We start from the raw sequence: 18,344 nt of genomic DNA, 5'->3' as shown, positions 1-18,344 counted from the left end.
CAAACCACCATCATTGATAGTGACGCAAATTTAATACACTTAAAATATACGTAAAGACGAACTAATGGATTGAATGAATGTGTTAACCTGCGGCGCAATCGTTCATAAGATAAAAAAGGAACGCCTGTGAACTTAAAAATGAAAACAATGGTCCCTGCCGTGCTATTCGCCGCCTTCGCCAGCACCTCCGCCTGGGCGGCAACAAATGAAAACACCCCTCAGCCACTGGAAAAAATCGCCCCCTATCCGCAGGCGGAAAAGGGCATGAAGCGTCAGGTGATTCAGCTACCCCAGCAACAGGATGAGTCTACCCTGAAAGTGGAACTGCTGATTGGTCAGACGCTGGAAGTGGACTGCAACCAGCATCGTCTGGGCGGTGAACTGGACAGCAAAACGCTGGAAGGCTGGGGCTATGACTATTACGTGTTCGACAAAGTCACGTCGCCGGTTTCCACAATGATGGCCTGCCCGGACGGTAAGAAAGAGAAGAAATTCGTGACGGCGTATCTGGGCGATGACGGCATGTTGCGCTACAACAGCAAGCTGCCGATCGTGGTTTATACCCCGGAAAATGTCGAGGTGAAATACCGTATCTGGAAAGCGGAAGAGAAGATTCAGGACGCGGCAACACGCTAACAGAGATTGTGCCGGATAGCGCAACGCCATCCGGCACACAGATTTACAGCGCGATATCCGCCACTTCTTTACGCGCCGGCTGCGGTTTGAGCTGCGGCTGCGGCGCCGGATCCGCCGCCTGCGGCGTGTCATATTTCAGGCCGAGCACTTCGCTGGTGTACTGCAACTCCCGCTCCGTCGCCGCCACGTTGCCGTTCAGCTTCGTGCCGTAAGACGGAATAATCGTCTTCAGCTTCGCCTGCCACTCCGGCGTCACCACTTTATCTTTAAATACCGTTTCCATCAGGTGCAGCATAATCGGCGCTGCGGTAGAAGCCCCCGGCGATGCGCCTAACAGCGCCGCGACGGTTCCCTCTTTATCGCTCACCACTTCGGTGCCCAGACGCAGCACGCCACCCTTGTCTTCATCGCGTTTGATGATCTGAACGCGCTGACCGGCCTGCCACAAACGCCAGTCCTCTTTCTTCGCCTGCGGGTAATACTCTTTCAGCGCCGCAAAACGATCGTCATCGCTCAACATCACCTGACTAATCAGGTATTTCACCAGATCGAAGTTATCCAGTCCGACATTGACCATCGGCATCACGTTCGAGGTGGTGGTGGAACTGAGCAGATCCCACAGCGAGCCGTTTTTCAGGAATTTAGTCGAGAAGGTGGCGAACGGTCCGAACAGCACCACGCGCTTCCCGTCCAGCATGCGGGTATCGATGTGCGGAACCGACATCGGCGGCGCGCCGACGGAGGCCTGACCGTACACTTTCGCCAGATGACGATTCACCACCGCCGGGTTTTCCGCCACCAGGAACTGACCGCCAACCGGGAAACCGGCATAGCCTTTGGCTTCGGAAATACCGGTTTCCTGGAGCAGCTTCAGCGCCGCGCCGCCCGCGCCGATAAACACAAATTTCGCTTTGATCTGATGCTCCGCTTCGCCGTTTTTCAGGTCAGCGACGGTCACGGTCCAGGTGTTATCGTTATTGCGCTTAAAGCCGCGCACTTCGCTATTCAGCTCCAGCGCAAAGTTTGGCTTTTTCTGCAACGATGCCACCAGCTGACGCGTAATTTCGCCGTAGTTCACGTCAGTACCGATTTCGGTGCGGGTGGCGGCCACTTTCTGGTTCGGGTCACGCCCTTCCATCACCAGAGGCGCCCAGAACTGGCGGGATATCTGAAAGGCTTCGTTGATTTCAACAGCTTTTTCAATACTGACGCTGCCGTCGGCTTTCTTCGGCGTGTAGTTCAGCTCCATCAGCGCGGAGTGTCCGGTTCCGGCGTTATTCCAGCCGTTCGAGCTTTCCTGCGCCACGCCGTCAAGACGTTCAACCATAGTCATCGACCAGCCGGGTTCCAGTTCCTGTAAATAGGTTCCCAGGGTGGCGCTCATGATCCCGCCGCCGATCAGCAGCATGTCCGTCTCCTGCTCTTCCGTCGCTTTCGCTTTTGCCGCCATCGAGACGGCATTCAGCCCCACGGCCATCGAGAAGAGGATGGCAGTCACTTTTTTCATATTGTAAAGCCTTACTTTTAGTCGTGTTTTTTGTTTTTTTGCAGGTGAAAATCGAGCGTCGGCAACGTTAACATTTTGGAAGTGGAATTTAAATATTGTTTATAAATTATATTAAATTTTTAAATTTGTTATTAATAGGTTGAATTTTTATAGGGGTATTGACAATATTTTCTGGAAACTGGCGCGTCAGAAAGGTACTATTCTGCGCTTTGCTATTTACCGCACGGACGCCTGCCGGTCTGCTGTCATCAGGCCCCTTCTGCCCTGAGAGAATCTATGTCTGTAACTCCCTCATCTTCTGCTGTCGCGACGGAAAACAGCGTCGCCAGCGTTATCCGCGCGCCGCGCCTGCTGGTACGCGAAACGCTGGCCGGGGTGATCACCGCGCTGGCGCTGATCCCGGAAGTGATCTCCTTTTCCGTTATCGCCGGGGTTGACCCGAAAGTCAGCCTGATCGCGTCAGTAGTGTTGTGCCTGGCGATGTCGCTGCTCGGCGGCCGTCCGGCGATGGTCACCGCCGCCGCAGGCTCCGTCGCGCTGGTAATAGGCCCGATGGTCCATCAACACGGCGTGGAATACATCCTGCCTGCGGTGGTGCTGGCCGGCGTGATTCAGATCCTGTTTGGCGTGACCGGAATGGCGCGCCTGATGCGCTTTATTCCGTCCGCGGTAATGACCGGTTTCGTCAACGCCCTCGGCATTCTGATTTTCTTTGCCCAGGTGCCGCATTTCTGGAGCAAAAGTCCGCTCATCTGGGGCCTGTTCGCGCTGACCCTACTGATTGTGCTGTGGGCGCCGCGCTTTATTAAAAGCGTTCCCGCGCCGCTGATCGCCATTGTGCTGCTGACGATGTTTACGGTGACGACCGGCCAGATCCTGCCGACGGTGGGCGATGAAGGCTCAATGAGCGGCGGGCTGCCCGGACTGACGCAGCTGCTGGTGCCGCTCAATCTGCAGACGCTGACGATTATCTGGCCCTGCGCGCTGAGCATCGCCTTCGTCGGCCTGATGGAGTCGCTGCTTACCGCGAAGCTGGTGGACGACCTGACCGTCACGCCATCAAATAAAAATCGTGAAAGCGCGGGGCTGGGCATCGCCAATATCTGCGCCGGTTTTTATGGCGGCATTGCCGGTTGCGCGATGATCGGCCAGACCATCGTCAACGTTGAAATGGGCAAAGGACGCAGCCGCGTATCGACTATCGCTGCAGGCGTGGTGCTGTTGCTGCTGGTCACCGCCCTGAGCGAAGTGATGGCGAAAATCCCGATGTCGGTGCTGGCGGGGATTATGGTGATTGTGGCGGTTAAGACCTTCAGCTGGCACAGCGTTCAGCCGGCCACGCTGACGAAACTGCCGCTTGCGGAAACGCTGGTGATGCTGATCACCGTTGGCGCAACGGTATCTACTGGCAACCTGGCGATTGGCGTGGTTGCCGGGGTCATCGCGATGGGCCTGCTTCCGCGGGTTATCCGGCGCAAGCCGCGCGCTACAGCAGAAACAGCGTCGCCAGTCCAAGAAAAATAAAGAAGCCGCCGGTATCGGTAATGGCGGTAATCATCACGCTCGAGCCGACCGCCGGGTCGCGCCCGAGCTTCATCATCGTCATCGGAATGATGACCCCCATCAGCGCCGCCACCAACAGGTTCAACACCATCGCCAGCGTCATCACTCCGCCGAGCGCCATATCGTCATACAGCCACCAGGTGACGCCGCCCATAATCCCGCCCCAGACGAGGCCATTAACCAGCGCCACGCCCATTTCACGCAGGATCAGAAAGGTCAGGTTTCCCGGCTGAATGTTCTGCAACGCCAGGGCGCGGACAATCATGGTGATAGTCTGATTACCGGTATTGCCGCCTATTCCGGCGACAATCGGCATCAACGAAGCCAGCGCCACCAGCTGTGAAATGGTATGCTCGAAACCATCGATCACCCTTGAGGCGATAAACGCGGTGCAGAGGTTGATCGCCAGCCACGCCCAGCGAGTCTTTACCGCTTTGCTCACCGGCGCGAAGACATCCTCTTCGGCGCTCAGGCCCCCCATCCGGCGCAGATCGCTGTCGGTTTCCTCATACACCACGTCCACGATCTCATCGATGGTTAAGCGGCCCATCAGTTTACCGTCGGTATCGACCACCGCCGCGCTCACCAGGTTGTCACGTTCAAAGGTGCGCGCGGCGTTTTCCGCTTTATCCTCCGGCTCAAAGGTCAATGGATCGTCATCCATCACCTCGCTCACCTTACGCTGCGCATCGTTAAGCAAAATGCAGGTCAGGGAAAGTTCGCCGACCAGCGTTTTATCGCGCCGGGTCACAAACAGTTTATCGGTGTTTTCCGGCATCTTTCCCAGCCGACGCAGATAGCGCTGCACCGCCTGCAGGGTGACCTCCGGACGCACGGTGATGACTTCAAACTCCATGATCGCGCCGACGCGATTCTTTTCGTAGTGCAGCACCTGGCGCACGCGGGCGCGCTCTTCAGCGGGCAGCGTCGCCAGCAGCCGTCCGGTCAGGTTGCGCGGCAGGTGCTGAACCAGATAAATCTGTTCGTCGATGTCGAGATACTGTAGCGCTTCCAGCAGTTCCCGGTCGCTCATGCCATCGATCAGATCGTCCCAGACGCTTTCCGACGCTTCAAGCAGCACGTGTCCGCGCTTTTCTTTGGCGACCAGATTCCACAGGGCGTGGCGTTCTTCCGCAGGCAACGCTTCAAGGGTATCCGCCAGATCGGGCGGCGGCAGATGGGCGACCAGTACGCCTACCTCAGCAATATCGTCGGCCAGCGTACCGACATCATATTGCTCAGCCAGGGTCAGTTTGCCCAGCAGCGTTGAAACGATGGCTTTATTGGTGTTCAGCAGCCAGATCAGGCGCGCACGCTCTTCATCACGCAGCCTTGCGCTGTTTTTACTTTTTACAAACATCAGTCATAAATCCGTGTTATGCGTCGTCATTAAGCATGGCGCGGGGTTGTGTAAATGACAATAAACGGCAGAAGCGGCTGGATAAAAAAACGGCGGATGCGCGGCGGGATCCGCAGGCCCAGCGTTATCGGGCCTGCCTTGTCTGCAATCAGGCGGTGCGCGCCACCGCATCGCGCGACGCGAGGTCGCGCTCCTCCCCCACCAGCTCGCTTAGCTGGCCGTTACGCATTTCCAGCAGTCGGTCGGCATGAATAAAGTAGTGATCGTCGTGACTGATGGCGAAAATGGTTTTGCCCATCTCCTGCATCAGCGGTAGCAGCACCTGATAAAACTCGCGGCGGAAGTGCGGGTCCTGATCGGCGGCCCATTCATCAAGCAGAATAATGTCACGCTCTTCCGCCAGCGCCAGCAGCAGCGCCACGCGTTTCTTCTGCCCTTTCGAGAGCTTCAGGTTCAGGATCCGTCCATCCTTCAGCTCCAGCTTGTGCGCCATTTTCAGGTGCGCCAGCCATTTTTCCACCAGCGCCGGGTCTGCCGGTTCGCCCTGCGGACCAAGCAGCTGATCGAACAGCCAGACGTCGGTAAACACCGCTGAAAACAGCTTGCGGTAATCTTCCGGCTTTTCTGCGCCAACCGGCTTGCCGTCGAGCAGAATGGCGCCGGACTGCGGCTGATACAGCCCCGTCAGCAGCATCGCCAGCGTCGACTTGCCGCTCCCGTTGCCGCCGATCAAAAACAGCAGTTCGCCGCGGTGAATGGTGAGATTAACTGGCCCGACCGAGAAGGCGTTATCCTGGTAGCGGAACGTCACATCGCGCAGTTCCAGCGTCTGCCAGTCGGGGAAAGCCTGCGGACGCGGAAATTGCGCTTTAAACGGCGCGAGGGCGAATTTGTTCAGCTTATTGAAGGCGACCTGCGCCGTCAGCAGCGTCGGCAGCGCGCCGACCGCCGACAGCAGCGGCGTGCGCAGGAACAGCAGCGTCAGCGAATAGGTGGCGGCAACGTTGGTATCCGCCCAGCCGAGACTGTTCGCCATCCAGAATACCAGGCCGATAGCGCCGAGCATCATAATGTTTGACCAGTTCACCGCGCTCAGGTGAAAGGTATCGGCGCGGATGATATGGTGGCGGTACTCCCGGGCGTCCGGCAGGTACAGGTTATTAAAGATATGCTCCGCCCGCTCGCGGTTGAGCGTCAGCTCTTTGCGCCCTTCCAGCACCGTCTGGTAGTCGTTATACAGTTTGTCTTCGGTTTCACGCAGGGTCGCCATATGCCTGTAAACCCGCGCCACCAGCACAAATCCGCCCCAGATGGTGATCGCCATCCAGATGGCGGTCACCAGCAGCATTTTCGTCGATAACATCGCGAGGTACGCCGCTGACCCCACGGTAAGGATGATCCCCTGCACCAGCTCCGGCAGGCGGACAAAAGCGATGGTGATATTGCGGATATCGCTGGTCAGCCCGGCCAGCAGCGAGGCGCTGCCCAGCTGTTCAATGCGCTCAACGTGGGTATCAAGAATACGTTTGATAAATTCGCTGCGCAGTCGGTAAACGAAGTGGTGCCCAAGCGTGGTCAACGCCAGCTGAGAGCCGAGCGTTACCACCATCAGCAGCAGCAATAAGCCGAGGAATTCCGGCAATACCAGCAGCGAGGTATCCGCCGTTTCAATCAGGCGCTGATTAATAAAGGCAATCAGCCCAATCCCTAACGCAGCGCTGGCGAGACTGAGCGCCATCACGCTGATAAATGGCCAGCGATACTGCCGCCAGACAAGAAGAAGGAGTTCCATTGAGACAACCCGGACAAGAAATAACAGCCCGCAGTTTAAACATCTCAACGCTTTCAGCAATAATAATTCTTATTTTTATTCTTTTTTACCCGCATGGCGGAAGGTCAGATTGTAACGACAGTCGCCGGTAAGGGGATGGAAGCCCGCTTTCAGCGGCTGGATACCGTGATAAAACAGCCGCGATTCCCCGCCCCACACCACCACATCGCCATGCTCCAGCAAAATACGTTGCAGCGGATCGTTACGCTTCAGGCCGCCAAACTGAAAGACGGCAGGCAGCCCCAGAGAGACAGAAACAATCGGCGCGCGCAGATCCGGCTCGTCTTTATCCTGATGCAACGACAGCTTTGCGCCCGGCGCGTAGCGGTTAATCAGACAGGCGTCCGGCTGAAAATCAGGATAGCCCGCCGCCGTCGCCGCCCGCTGACAAAGGTCAACAAACGCGGCCGGAAATGGCGGCCAGGCGCTGCCGGTAAGCGGGTCAATGGCAGAGTAGAGATAGCCGCGCCGGTCGGTCGTCCAGCCCAGCTGTCCGCAGTTGGTCATCGCCACCGACATGGTATAGCCGCCCGGCGTCACCATCTGGCGAAACGGCGACCGGCTGGCCACCGTTTCGATATCCTGCATCAGCTGCTGCGCCGTGCTGAAAGCGAAGCGGCGCAATACCGTCGCGCCGGGGGCCAGCGGCTCCTGCCACGGTTGTGAATCAGCAAAAAGATCGAGCATTATGACTCCTTACCTGACGACTCACGCCGCAGGAGCTGCGCCTTGCGCGCCACGCCCCAGCGGTAGCCTGAAAGCGCCCCATCGCCGCGTACCACCCGGTGACAGGGGATCACGACCGCCAGCTTATTCGCGCCGCAGGCGCTGGCGACGGCGCGCGCCGCGTTCGGTTTGCCAATCTTCGCCGCCAGCTGCTGATAGCTGACGGTTTCGCCGCCGGGAATGGCGCGCAGCGCCTGCCAGACCTGCTGCTGAAAAGCGGTGCCCTGGATATCCAGCGGCAGCACCAGCGGAACGTCGCGCCCGTCAATGCTGGCAATCACCTGAGCCACGCGCTGGCGAAACGCCTCGTCGGCGGGCTCATCCTGCGCTGCCGGAAACAGCGAATGCAACCCGGCGATAAGCGACGCGTCATCATCGCCCAGCAGAATGGCGCATATTCCCCGCTCGCTTTCCGCGACAAGGCAGCGCCCGAGCGAACAATCCGCCAGCGTATAGCGTACCGCCAGCCGGTCGCCGCCGCGGCGAAACTGTTTTGCCGTCATCCCCAGTGCGCTATCGGCGTGACGATAGTAGCTGCTGCTGTCGGGAAGCCCGGCGTTGAGGATCGCCTGCGTCACGCTGTCGCCGCCGTTCAGCGCATCGCGCAGACGGCGCGCGCGGCTGGCCTGCTGCCAGGCTTTCGGCGTCATGCCGGTGGCGGCTTTGAACAGGCGATGAAAATGGTATGGACTCATTGCCACCTGCTGCGCCAGCGCCGCCAGAGCGATCGGCTCATCCTGCTCCAGCAGTTGGCAGGCCAGGGTTATTTTATCCAGCCGGTGCTGCTGCGGATGGGCTTTATCCGGCTGACAGCGTTTACATGGCCGGAACCCCGCCGCCAGCGCGGTCCGGGCGTCCGGAAAGAAGCGGACGTTTTTACGCAGCGCGTGTTTCGCGCTGCACGATGGCCGACAGAAAATGCCGGTCGTTCGCACCGCAAAGACAAACTGCCCGTCGGCAGCGGGATTTCGCGCCAGCACCGACTGCCAGCGTTCATCATCAGTGACTGATAGATTCGGTTTCATACTCGACTCCTTCATTAAGCATAGTGCCTGCTTAACGACAGTGTGGCCGAAACGCTCTGCGCAAAAACCGACAATCTTGCGGTTTAATTTTGCTCACGGATAACAAATCCCGCAAACTGCGGCGACATCCAGGTTTTAAACGCCTCGCCCTCGCGGGTGATCATGTATACCGCCAGTCCTTCCCTGCGCACGACCTCTTTCGCTCTCTCCGCGCCCAGCACCATCAGACCGGTATCCCAGGCATCCGCCTCCAGCGCGGTGGGCGCAATCACGGTCACTGATACCAGATTGTGTTCAATGGGACGGCCGGTTTGCGGATCGATAACGTGTGACAGCCGCTTGCCGTCCAGTTCGTAATAGTTGCGATAGCTGCCGGAGGTGCTGATACCGTGCCCGTTAATGTCCACCACCGCCTGAACGGCATTTTCGCGATCGGTCGGTTTCTGAATCGCCACCCGCCACGGGCGCCCTTCGGCGTTCATACCGCGACTGTTCAGCGCGCCGCCGACCGAGACCAGGTAACGCGCAATGCCTTCCTGCTCCATCAGACGCGCCAGACGATCCGCCGCGTAGCCTTCGCCTACCGTCGAAAGATCAACATACAGTTCCCGCAGATCTTTTTGCAGATACTGCCGTCCGGCCTGGTTAATGACCGTCAGATGGCGAAGCCCGGTTTTGGCTTTTGCCGCGTCGATTTGCGCCTGCGTCGGTATCTGTAGCGGCTGTTTGTCGGGGCCAAACCCCCACAAATTCACTAACGGGCCGACTGTGATATCCATCGCCCCCTGCGTTTTGGCGCCGACGCGCAGCGAGGTGGTGACAATATCCGCCATCGCCTCGTTCACCGGCCAGGGCGACAGGCTTTTCGACAGATTAAAACGCATCAGCGCCGAGTCGTTTTTCCAGGTGGAAAGCAGCTGATCGTCAGCATCCAGCTGCGTCTGGATCCGGGTGCGAAGTTTTTCAGCGCGCGCGGCGTCGATGTCGACCACGCTGACGCGCCAGTAGGTGCCCATGGTTTTGCCTTCGAGCACCACCGGCGCGGAAGCCGGGGCCTGCGTCGCCTGCGTAGCGCTATCGCACCCGGCGAAAAAGAGCGTGGCGACCAGCATCGCCACGCGCGCCATATTGATTTCCATAGGTGATTATCCTTCTGTGAGCGATGCGCAAGATTACACTAAAACCCGGTGCTTGTACGCCGTGAAAAATCCATAAAAAAAGGCCCCGCAGGGCCTCTTGTCGACATGAAGCGAAATCAGAACTGGTAAACCAGACCCAGCGCGACGATATCGTCGGTGCTGATGTTCGCTGCACGGGTAAAGCTGTTGTCATCCAGCAGGTTGATTTTGTAATCAACGTAGGTGGACATGTTTTTGTTGAAGTAGTAGGTCGCGCCAACATCAACATATTTCAGCAGATCTTCGTCGTCGTAGTTACGACCGTTAACGGTGCCCAGGTTTTTACCTTTCGACTGCAGGTAAGCCACGGACGGACGCAGGCCGAAGTCGAACTGATACTGCGCCACCACTTCAAAGTTCTGCGCTTTGTTAGCCCAGCCAATGTCGCCTGCACGCGTCGCGTTATACGTCTGGGTGTACTGTGCCGCCAGGTAGAGATTGTTAGCGTCATATTTCAGACCGCCGGTGTAGGTTTCAGCGCGGTCGCCGTTACCAATGTAACGTGCTGCGTTGTTCTGCTCATCGGTACGTTTGGAGCTGGTGACTGCCGCACCCAGGTTAAATCCTTCGCCGAGATCGTAAGTGACGGAACCGCCTACGCCGTCGCCGTTCTGACGCAGGGCATCACGACCGTTGTTGGTGATGCCAGTCATGCCTTCGCCGGACGGACTGCCGTTTTTACCCTGGTACTGCACGGCGACGTCCAGACCATCCACCAGGCCGAAGAAGTCGGTGTTACGGTAGGTTGCGAAGCCATTACCACGCTGCTGCATAAAGTTGTCGGAATTGTAGGTATCGCCGCCGAACTCCGGCAGAACGTCGGTCCAGGAGGTCACGTCATAAGCCACGCCGTAGTTACGACCGTAGTCAAACGAACCCGCATCGCCAAATTTCACACCGGCGAACGCCACACGGGTCCAGGAGTCATTTTCGTTTTCAGAGGTATTCCCCTGAATCTGATACTCCCACTGGCCGTAGCCGGTGATTTGGTCGTTGACCTGCGTTTCGCCTTTAAAGCCGATACGCATGTAGGTCTGATCGCCATCTTTGCTGTTGTCATCGGAGAAATAGTGCAGACCGTCTACTTTACCAAACAGGTCTAATTTGTTGCCGTCTTTATTATAAATTTCAGCCGCATTTGCTGCGCCCGCTACCAGCAGAGCCGGTACCAGGAGGGACAGTACTTTAACTTTCATGTTATTAACCCTCTGTTATATGCCTTTATTTGCTTTTTTATGCCACTGCATACTGATTAACCCTCATTAACCAGTCGGCAGGATCATTCTCCGCAAAATTGCAGAATAATCCAACAGGAATATGATACTAAAACTTTTAAGATGTTTCATTTACCCATCAACGTGTTTCATTTTGTAAAATGCCGGGAACTTTTTAGCGCCTCGCATTGCAAATAAATAAGCACTTTTACACAAGAAATATAATAACACTTTTAAAAACAAGAAATTAAGGTAACTAAAATCATAGCACTGAATGACAAAACAAAACCTTCACCCGCAACTAAAATAATCCTCGCTATCATCATTAACTTTATTTATTACCGTCATTCATTTCTGAATGTCTGTTTACCCCTATTTCAGCCGAACGTTTTCACGTTCGGTTTTTTTTTACCCTTATTTCCACCCCATACTGCTTTTTGTGTTACCCGCCGAGAACTATCACCATTATTAATCATTCCGTTTCGTTAAATAACGGGTGGATATCAATAACGCTTTTTTGTTATTTCGTGCTATTTTGCGCGCAACCTCTGTTCTATTTGTACGATGTTCGTCAGTTTGTACACATTTACCCCGTTGCGCTGCCGCGACCTGTACGGGTAAAAAAATGCAGGCCAGCGATGCTGAGAGGGTGTGGAAATCTGCACCGTAGCCTTTATACTGCGCTATCACCTTTGCGTTGTTTGACAGGTCATAACCACGAATGAGTCAGTCTGATACCACGGCTACGTCCCGATTTTCCCTGCTGCCGGGAAGCATTACCCGCTTCTTTTTATTGCTGATCATTGTGCTGCTGGTGACGATGGGTGTGATGGTGCAAAGCGCCGTCAACGCCTGGCTGAAGGACAAAAGCTATCAGATTGTCGATATTACCCATGCCATTCATAAACGCGTGGATACCTGGCGATATGTGACCTGGCAAATCTATGACAACATCGCTGCCGCCGCCAGCCCCTCCTCCGGCGAAGGGCTGCAGGAAACGCGCCTGAAGCAGGATGTTTACTATCTCGAAAAACCGCGGCGTAAAACGGAAGCGCTGATTTTTGGTTCTCACGACAGCTCCACGCTGGAGATGACCCAGCGTATTTCCACCTATCTCGATACCCTGTGGGGCGCCGAAACGGTGCCGTGGTCTATGTACTATCTGAACGGGCAGGACAACAGCCTGATTCTGATCTCTACGCTGCCGCTGAAAGATCTCTCCTCCGGTTTTAAAGAATCGACCATTGGCGGCATTGTCGATTCCCGCCGGGCGGAAATGCTACAGCAGGCTAACGCGCTGGATGAGCGGGAAAGTTTCTCTTCGCTGCGCCGCCTGGCGTGGCAAAACGGGCGCTACTTTACGCTGCGCACGACCTTTAACCAGCCGGGGCATCTGGCCACCGTCGTCGCCTTCGACCTGCCGATTAACGACTTAATCCCGCCGGGAATGCCGCTGGACAGCTTCCGCCTCGAGCCTGACGGCACGCCCGCTTCCGCGCGCAATAGTGAAAAGGAGTCGCCGGACAGCGTGAGCATCAGCTTTAACAGCTCGAAGATTGAGATTTCTTCGGCGCTGAACTCCACCGATATGCGTCTGGTCTGGCAGGTTCCTTTCGGTACGCTGCTGCTCGACACGCTGCAAAACATTCTCCTGCCGCTGTTGTTGAATATCGGCCTGCTCGCGCTGGCGCTGTTTGGTTATACCACCTTCCGCCATCAGCCGGGACGCTCCACTGAAGTGGCGCCCAGTTCCGCGGCCAATAATGAGCTGCGCATTCTGCGCGCCATTAACGAAGAAATTGTCTCCCTGCTGCCGCTGGGCCTGCTGGTGCACGATCAGGAGGCCAACCGCACGGTCATCAGCAATAAAATTGCCGATCATCTGTTGCCGCATCTTAATTTGCAAAATATCACCAGCATGGCGGAACAGCATCAGGGGGTGATTCAGGCAACCATCAACAACGAGCTATATGAGATTCGCCTGTTCCGCAGCCAGGTGGCGCCGCGCACGCAAATTTTCATCATTCGCGATCAGGATCGCGAAGTACTGGTCAATAAAAAGCTAAAGCAGGCGCAGCGTCTGTATGAGAAAAACCAGCAGGGCCGTATCGCATTTATGCAGAACATCAGCGAGACGCTGAAAGAGCCGGTTAAAACCCTTGCCGCCGGCGTGGCGCAGGTTGATACGCCCGACGCGCAAAAGCTGGTCAATCAGGCGGACGTGCTGGTGCGCATGATTGATGAAATTCAACTGGCGAATATGCTGGAAAACGACGCGTGGAAAAGCGAGTCAACGCGCTTCCCGGTACAGTCGCTGATCGACGAAGTGGTGCCGGAAGTACTGCCGGCCATGAAGCGCAAAGGCCTGCAATTACTGATCAATAATCGTCTGAACGCTAACGACGAGCGGCACGGCGATCGCAACGCGCTACGCCGTATCCTGCTTCTGCTGATGCAATATGCCGTGACCACCACCCAGATTGGTAAAATCACCCTTGAGGTCGAACAGGATGAGTCCGTCGCGGAGCGCCTGACCTTCCGCATTCTGGATACCGGCGAAGGCGTGACGCTGAGCGAAGTCGACAACCTGCATTTCCCGTTTATTAGCGAAACGCAGAAAGACCGCTATGGTAAAGCGAATCCGCTCGCTTTCTGGCTATGCGATCAGCTGGCGCGCAAACTGGGCGGACATTTAAACATTAAAGCGCGTGATGCGTTAGGCACACGCTACACGGTCCATGTTAAAATGACCCCGCTGGATCAGCATGTGGAACACGATGAACGTCTGCTGGATGATGTCTGCGTCATGATTGACGTGACCTCCAGCGAGATCCGTAATATCGTACTCCGCCAGTTAGAAAACTGGGGAGCGACATGCGTCACTCCAGATGAAAGGCTGATAAGTCAAGAATACGATCTCTTTTTAACTGATAATCCGTCTAATCTTACTGCTTCCGGATTGCTTTTAAGCGATGATGAGTCAGGCGTGCGGAAAATTGGCCCCGGCCAGCTTCGCGTCAACTTTAATATGAGTAATGCTATGCAGGAAGCTGTTCTACAACTCATAGAAGAACAGCTGGCGCAGGAAGATATTCCGGAATCGCCTCTGGGCGGCGATGAGAATGCCGAACTCCATGCCAGCGGTTATTATGCGCTATTTGTAGACACAGTACCGGATGATGTTAAGAGGTTGTATACTGAGGCGGAAAACGGCGATTTTGCGGCGTTAGCCCAAACGGCTCACCGCCTGAAAGGCGTGTTTGCCATGCTAAATCTGGTACCCGGCAAGCAGTTATGTGAAACGCTGGAACATCTGATTCGCGAGAAAGATGTTCCAGGAACAGAAAAATATATCAGCGACATTGACGCTTACGTCAAGAGCTTGCTGTAGCAAGGTAGCCTTATACATGAACAATATGAACGTAATTATTGCCGATGACCATCCGATTGTACTGTTCGGTATTCGCAAGTCACTTGAACAAATCGAATGGGTGAATGTTGTCGGCGAATTTGAAGACTCCACAGCACTGATCAACAATCTGCCAAAATTAGACGCGCATGTATTGATTACCGATCTCTCCATGCCGGGCGATAAATATGGCGACGGGATTACGTTGATTAAATACATCAAGCGTCATTTTCCGAGCCTGTCGATTATTGTTCTGACCATGAACAATAACCCGGCGATTCTGAGCGCGGTACTTGATCTTGATATCGAAGGGATTGTCCTGAAACAGGGCGCGCCGACCGATCTGCCGAAGGCGCTCGCAGCGCTGCAGAAAGGCAAAAAATTCACTCCGGAAAGCGTTTCTCGTCTGCTGGAGAAAATCAGCGCTGGCGGCTATGGCGATAAGCGCCTCTCGCCGAAAGAGAGCGAAGTGTTGCGCCTGTTCGCAGAAGGTTTCCTGGTGACCGAAATCGCCAAGAAGCTGAACCGCAGCATCAAGACCATCAGCAGCCAGAAGAAATCCGCGATGATGAAGCTGGGCGTCGAAAACGATATCGCCCTGCTGAACTATCTCTCTTCTGTGACCCTGAGCCCGACAGACAAAGAGTAATCGCTTTTCGCCGTAAAATGCCTGATGGCGCTACGCTTATCAGGCCTACGGATAACTCCCGGTCCGGATGAGGCATTAACCGCCACCCGGCAATGCGGCGCCCGGAAAATGCCAGATGTAGGCCGGGTAAGGCGTAGCCACCACCCGGCAATGCGGCACCCGGAAAATGCCAGATGTAGGCCGGGTAAGGCGTAGCCACCACCCGGCAATGCGGCACCCGGGAAATGCCTGACGTAGGCCGGGTAAGGCGTAGCCGCCACCCGGCAAATGTGTCGCCTGATGGCGCTACGCTTATCAAATTTACGGATGACCCGGGCCGGATGAGGCATTAGCCGCCATCCGGCTTTTTTATGCCCGCGTTTTACGTACCCGCTCGGCGTACGCTGCCAGCGTTTGCTTCAGCACGTCCAGCGTCACCGGTTTTGACAGACAGCTGTCCATCCCTGACTCCAGACAGCGCTGCTTCTCTTCCGCCAGGGCGTTCGCCGTCACGCCAACCACTGGCAGGGTCAACCCAAGCTGGCGTATACGCTGCGTCAGGCGATAACCGTCCATGTTCGGCATATTGACGTCGCTCAGTACGATGTCGATATGGTTTTTGCTCAACACGTTCAGCGCATCCACGCCGTCGTTAGCCGTCTTACACTGATAGCCAAGCGATCCCAGCTGATCGGCCAGCAGGCGGCGGTTTATCGGATGATCGTCCACCACCAGGATCATCATGTCATCGTTGGCGACTGCCGTTTTTTCCGGCGCCGGAAGCGAGGCGGAAAGCTCCTCATCATCCAGTTCAATACTGTAAATGCGCGCCAGCAGCGCAGGCAGTTCATGGGGAGAGGCCACGCTATGCACCCATTCGCCGGGTGTCCTTTCCAGCGGAATGCCAATGTGACGGCGGCAGAAGTTCACCGCCGCTCTCCCCCGCCACGGCTGTTCCAGCGCATCGTCGGTGACCAACAGGTCGTCAGCGGAAGGCTCCTGACCTTCATACCGAACCACCTCCATCCCGCTGCGCGTCAGGCTGTTTTCGACAAAATGGCACAGCGAGGCGTTGCGTACCGCCAGCCAGCAGCGCGTTTTACTCAGCCCTTCAAGCCCTTTTTTCGCCGGATACTGCGCGCCATATAGCGGAATACGCACCGTAAACTGGCTGCCCATTCCCGGTTCAGAATCAACCGAGATATCGCCGTCCATCATGCTGATCAGCTTTTCACAAATCGCCAGCCCCAGCCCGGTGCCCTGGAAATTACGCTGTACGCCGGTGCCGACCTGGAAGAACGGGTCAAACAGGCGCACCACCTCTTTCGCCGGAATGCCGACGCCGGTATCGCGTACCCGGATACTGAGATAGTCGCTATCGCGCTGGACGTGCAGCACAATGCAGCCGATGTCAGTAAACTTAATCGCGTTGCTCAACAGGTTAGAAATAACCTGCTGTAAACGCATCGGATCGCCATTCATCGCCACCGGCACATCCGGTTCAATAAAGCAGTACAGGCCAAGCTGTTTACGCACCACCAGCGGCAGATAGTTCGCGGTAATGTGGCTCATCACCTCACGCGGCGAAAACTCCCGCGGCTCGATTTTCAACTGCTCGGACTCAATCTTCGAGAAGTCGAGAATATCGCTGATAATCTTCAGCAGCAGGCTGGAGGAGTTATTCATCGCCGTCACCAGGCGATCGACGCCTTTCGGCAGCTCTTTAGTTTGCAGCAGATCGAGGTTGCCGATAATACCGTACAGCGGCGTACGCAGTTCATGACTCACGGTGGCGAGGAACATGGATTTCGACTGGCTGGCCTGCTCCGCCGCCTGCGCCATCTCCTGTAACGACTCTTCCATTTTGACGCGCGCGGAGACATCCACCAGTACGCAGATCGCCACGTTTTCGTTGCGATAGCGGGAGTGGACAAAGCTAATCTGCAAATTAGTGTTATTGCTGGTCAGTACATCGACAAAATTAACCTGCTGCCCGCAGATAATTTGCGTCAGCCGCTGGCGATCCTCATGGGTGAGCATGTTGAGATAGGTATGCGCCAGCTCGTTACTGAGAATGTTGATGCCGTCAACGGTACGCAGAATACAGATCCCGACCGGCGCAGAGGCGACAATCTTGCGGTTAAACTGTTCATGTTCTTCCAGCCGCTGGGCATCGCTTTCCGCCGGAATAAAGATCCGCCGTTCGTACATCCGCGCCAGAGTGAACAGCGCGGCGCCGACCAGCACGTTAAGCAGGATCGCATTGAGAATTAATATCCGGATGCGTTCCAGCACCACGTCGACCGGCACAGAGTAGACGACGCTGAGCGAGGATGACGGCAGGCTTTTCTTCAACGCCAGCTCGCGGAAACCTTGCGTATAGCCAAACCAAGAGCGCTCCTGCATCCAGCGCGGCTCCGCTTTAATATTGCCTTCCGGACCGGTCAGCGAGATCAGCGCATGACCGTTTTCATCCAGGATGGTGACGCCCATCGGCAAACTGCCCGGCGTGAAGAAATTCTCCATGCGGATAGATTGCTCTACGCCCAGCAGCGCCTGCAGGCGATTCGCCAGATACACCGGCGTGAGCGCATAAAAATAACCGATGCCCGAACGCGGCCCCTGCCCCACCCAGTAAAGGTTATTTCCGGACTCGTCCTGCGGCGCTTTGCGGTATTTCATGATCCGCTCATGCAGCGTTTTCAGCGCATTGTCCCGCTCAATGGGCATATCGCGCAGGCCAAAATTGGCCATACACAGGTTATCGCTGCCAATTAAAAAGACGCGATTGAGATCGTAGGCTGCGGAAAAATTATCCCGCCAGTAGCGCATAAACCACGCCAGCGACTCCAGCGAACCGCGCCAGGCGTTGCCCATCGCCGAACAGTCTGAGTCGGCAAACAGCGGCTCGAACGTGGGCACTACGGTTTTATCTTCACGGGTGCGGGAAGAGAGCACCCCATTTTCTGCCGTCAGGCGATTTTCGGCGATGTACTTAAGCTCTTTCATCACATCCGACGTGCGCTGAATGTAACGCTGTGCCTGATCGGAATTGAGATTAAACTCCTGACGAATCTCCGATTCCCGCTGATGCAGCGCATTGACGATGTAAAACACCGAGGCAAAAGCGATTAACAGCCAAATCAACAGCGCCAGCGTTCTGAACAGGTAGCGCGAGATTTTCAGGGTTGTGCGAAAGGAAGCAAGGTATTTCAAAGGGGCGAAGCTCCGCCTGCGGCGATAAATAGAGTGTGGTTAAGGTAGCGG

At 56.0% G+C, this 18,344-nt stretch carries 12 protein-coding genes; 4 read left to right on the top strand and 8 right to left on the bottom strand.

What is annotated here, in order from left to right:
- The first annotated feature begins 138 nt into the window (after positions 1 to 138).
- Positions 139 to 636, top strand: a complete 498-nt coding sequence (eco, locus tag K7R23_RS14765; RefSeq protein WP_012906536.1) for a serine protease inhibitor ecotin — start codon at positions 139 to 141, stop codon at positions 634 to 636.
- Positions 637 to 679: 43 nt separating this feature from the next.
- On the opposite strand, the gene K7R23_RS14760 is transcribed toward eco, so the two are convergent.
- Positions 680 to 2,143, bottom strand: a complete 1,464-nt coding sequence (locus K7R23_RS14760) for a malate:quinone oxidoreductase (protein ID WP_012906537.1) — start codon at positions 2,141 to 2,143, stop codon at positions 680 to 682.
- Between the two features lie 276 nt (positions 2,144 to 2,419).
- Here K7R23_RS14760 and K7R23_RS14755 point away from each other — a divergent pair, with 276 nt between their 5' ends.
- The gene (locus tag K7R23_RS14755; protein ID WP_012906538.1) at positions 2,420 to 3,667 is read left to right on the top strand and encodes a SulP family inorganic anion transporter; all 1,248 of its coding nucleotides are present in this window, start codon (positions 2,420 to 2,422) and stop codon (positions 3,665 to 3,667) included.
- On the opposite strand, the gene mgtE is transcribed toward K7R23_RS14755, so the two are convergent.
- The 6 genes from mgtE to K7R23_RS14725 form a co-directional block, all read right to left on the bottom strand.
- Positions 3,630 to 5,066 carry a magnesium transporter gene (gene mgtE / locus K7R23_RS14750; RefSeq protein WP_012906539.1) on the bottom strand — a complete coding sequence of 479 codons (1,437 nt, stop codon included), beginning with the start codon at positions 5,064 to 5,066 and terminating at the stop codon, positions 3,630 to 3,632. The two genes, K7R23_RS14755 and mgtE, sit on opposite strands and share 38 nt — an antisense overlap.
- Before the next feature lie 148 nt (positions 5,067 to 5,214).
- Positions 5,215 to 6,858 (bottom strand): multidrug ABC transporter permease/ATP-binding protein, encoded by a 1,644-nt coding sequence (locus tag K7R23_RS14745; RefSeq protein WP_012906540.1) that lies wholly within the window; start codon positions 6,856 to 6,858, stop codon positions 5,215 to 5,217.
- A gap of 75 nt (positions 6,859 to 6,933) precedes the next feature.
- On the bottom strand, positions 6,934 to 7,584 hold the full coding sequence (gene alkB / locus K7R23_RS14740; RefSeq protein WP_012906541.1) for a DNA oxidative demethylase AlkB: 651 nt from the start codon (positions 7,582 to 7,584) through the stop codon (positions 6,934 to 6,936).
- A complete protein-coding gene (gene ada / locus K7R23_RS14735) occupies positions 7,584 to 8,648 on the bottom strand; it encodes a bifunctional DNA-binding transcriptional regulator/O6-methylguanine-DNA methyltransferase Ada (RefSeq protein ID WP_012906542.1) in 1,065 nt (354 codons plus the stop codon). Before ada ends, alkB begins: the two co-directional genes overlap by 1 nt.
- An 83-nt stretch (positions 8,649 to 8,731) precedes the next feature.
- Positions 8,732 to 9,787, bottom strand: a complete 1,056-nt coding sequence (apbE, locus tag K7R23_RS14730; RefSeq protein WP_012906543.1) for an FAD:protein FMN transferase ApbE — start codon at positions 9,785 to 9,787, stop codon at positions 8,732 to 8,734.
- Between the two features lie 116 nt (positions 9,788 to 9,903).
- Positions 9,904 to 11,022 carry a porin OmpC gene (locus K7R23_RS14725; protein ID WP_012906544.1) on the bottom strand — a complete coding sequence of 373 codons (1,119 nt, stop codon included), beginning with the start codon at positions 11,020 to 11,022 and terminating at the stop codon, positions 9,904 to 9,906.
- 739 nt (positions 11,023 to 11,761) lie between these two features.
- Between K7R23_RS14725 and rcsD the strand changes: the two genes are divergently transcribed.
- Together rcsD and rcsB are read left to right on the top strand one after the other, a co-directional pair.
- Positions 11,762 to 14,431 (top strand): phosphotransferase RcsD, encoded by a 2,670-nt coding sequence (rcsD, locus tag K7R23_RS14720; RefSeq protein ID WP_012906545.1) that lies wholly within the window; start codon positions 11,762 to 11,764, stop codon positions 14,429 to 14,431.
- A gap of 16 nt (positions 14,432 to 14,447) precedes the next feature.
- Positions 14,448 to 15,098 carry a response regulator transcription factor RcsB gene (gene rcsB / locus K7R23_RS14715; protein WP_001061919.1) on the top strand — a complete coding sequence of 217 codons (651 nt, stop codon included), beginning with the start codon at positions 14,448 to 14,450 and terminating at the stop codon, positions 15,096 to 15,098.
- A 348-nt stretch (positions 15,099 to 15,446) separates the two neighbouring features.
- On the opposite strand, the gene rcsC is transcribed toward rcsB, so the two are convergent.
- A complete protein-coding gene (rcsC, locus tag K7R23_RS14710) occupies positions 15,447 to 18,293 on the bottom strand; it encodes a two-component system sensor histidine kinase RcsC (protein WP_024132754.1) in 2,847 nt (948 codons plus the stop codon).
- Positions 18,294 to 18,344: the final 51 nt, after the last annotated feature.

This window comes from Citrobacter rodentium NBRC 105723 = DSM 16636 (assembly GCF_021278985.1).
Lineage (GTDB): Bacteria > Pseudomonadota > Gammaproteobacteria > Enterobacterales > Enterobacteriaceae > Citrobacter_A > Citrobacter_A rodentium.
Note: the sequence above shows the minus strand (reverse complement) of the source record. Positions and strands in the feature narration are given on the sequence as shown.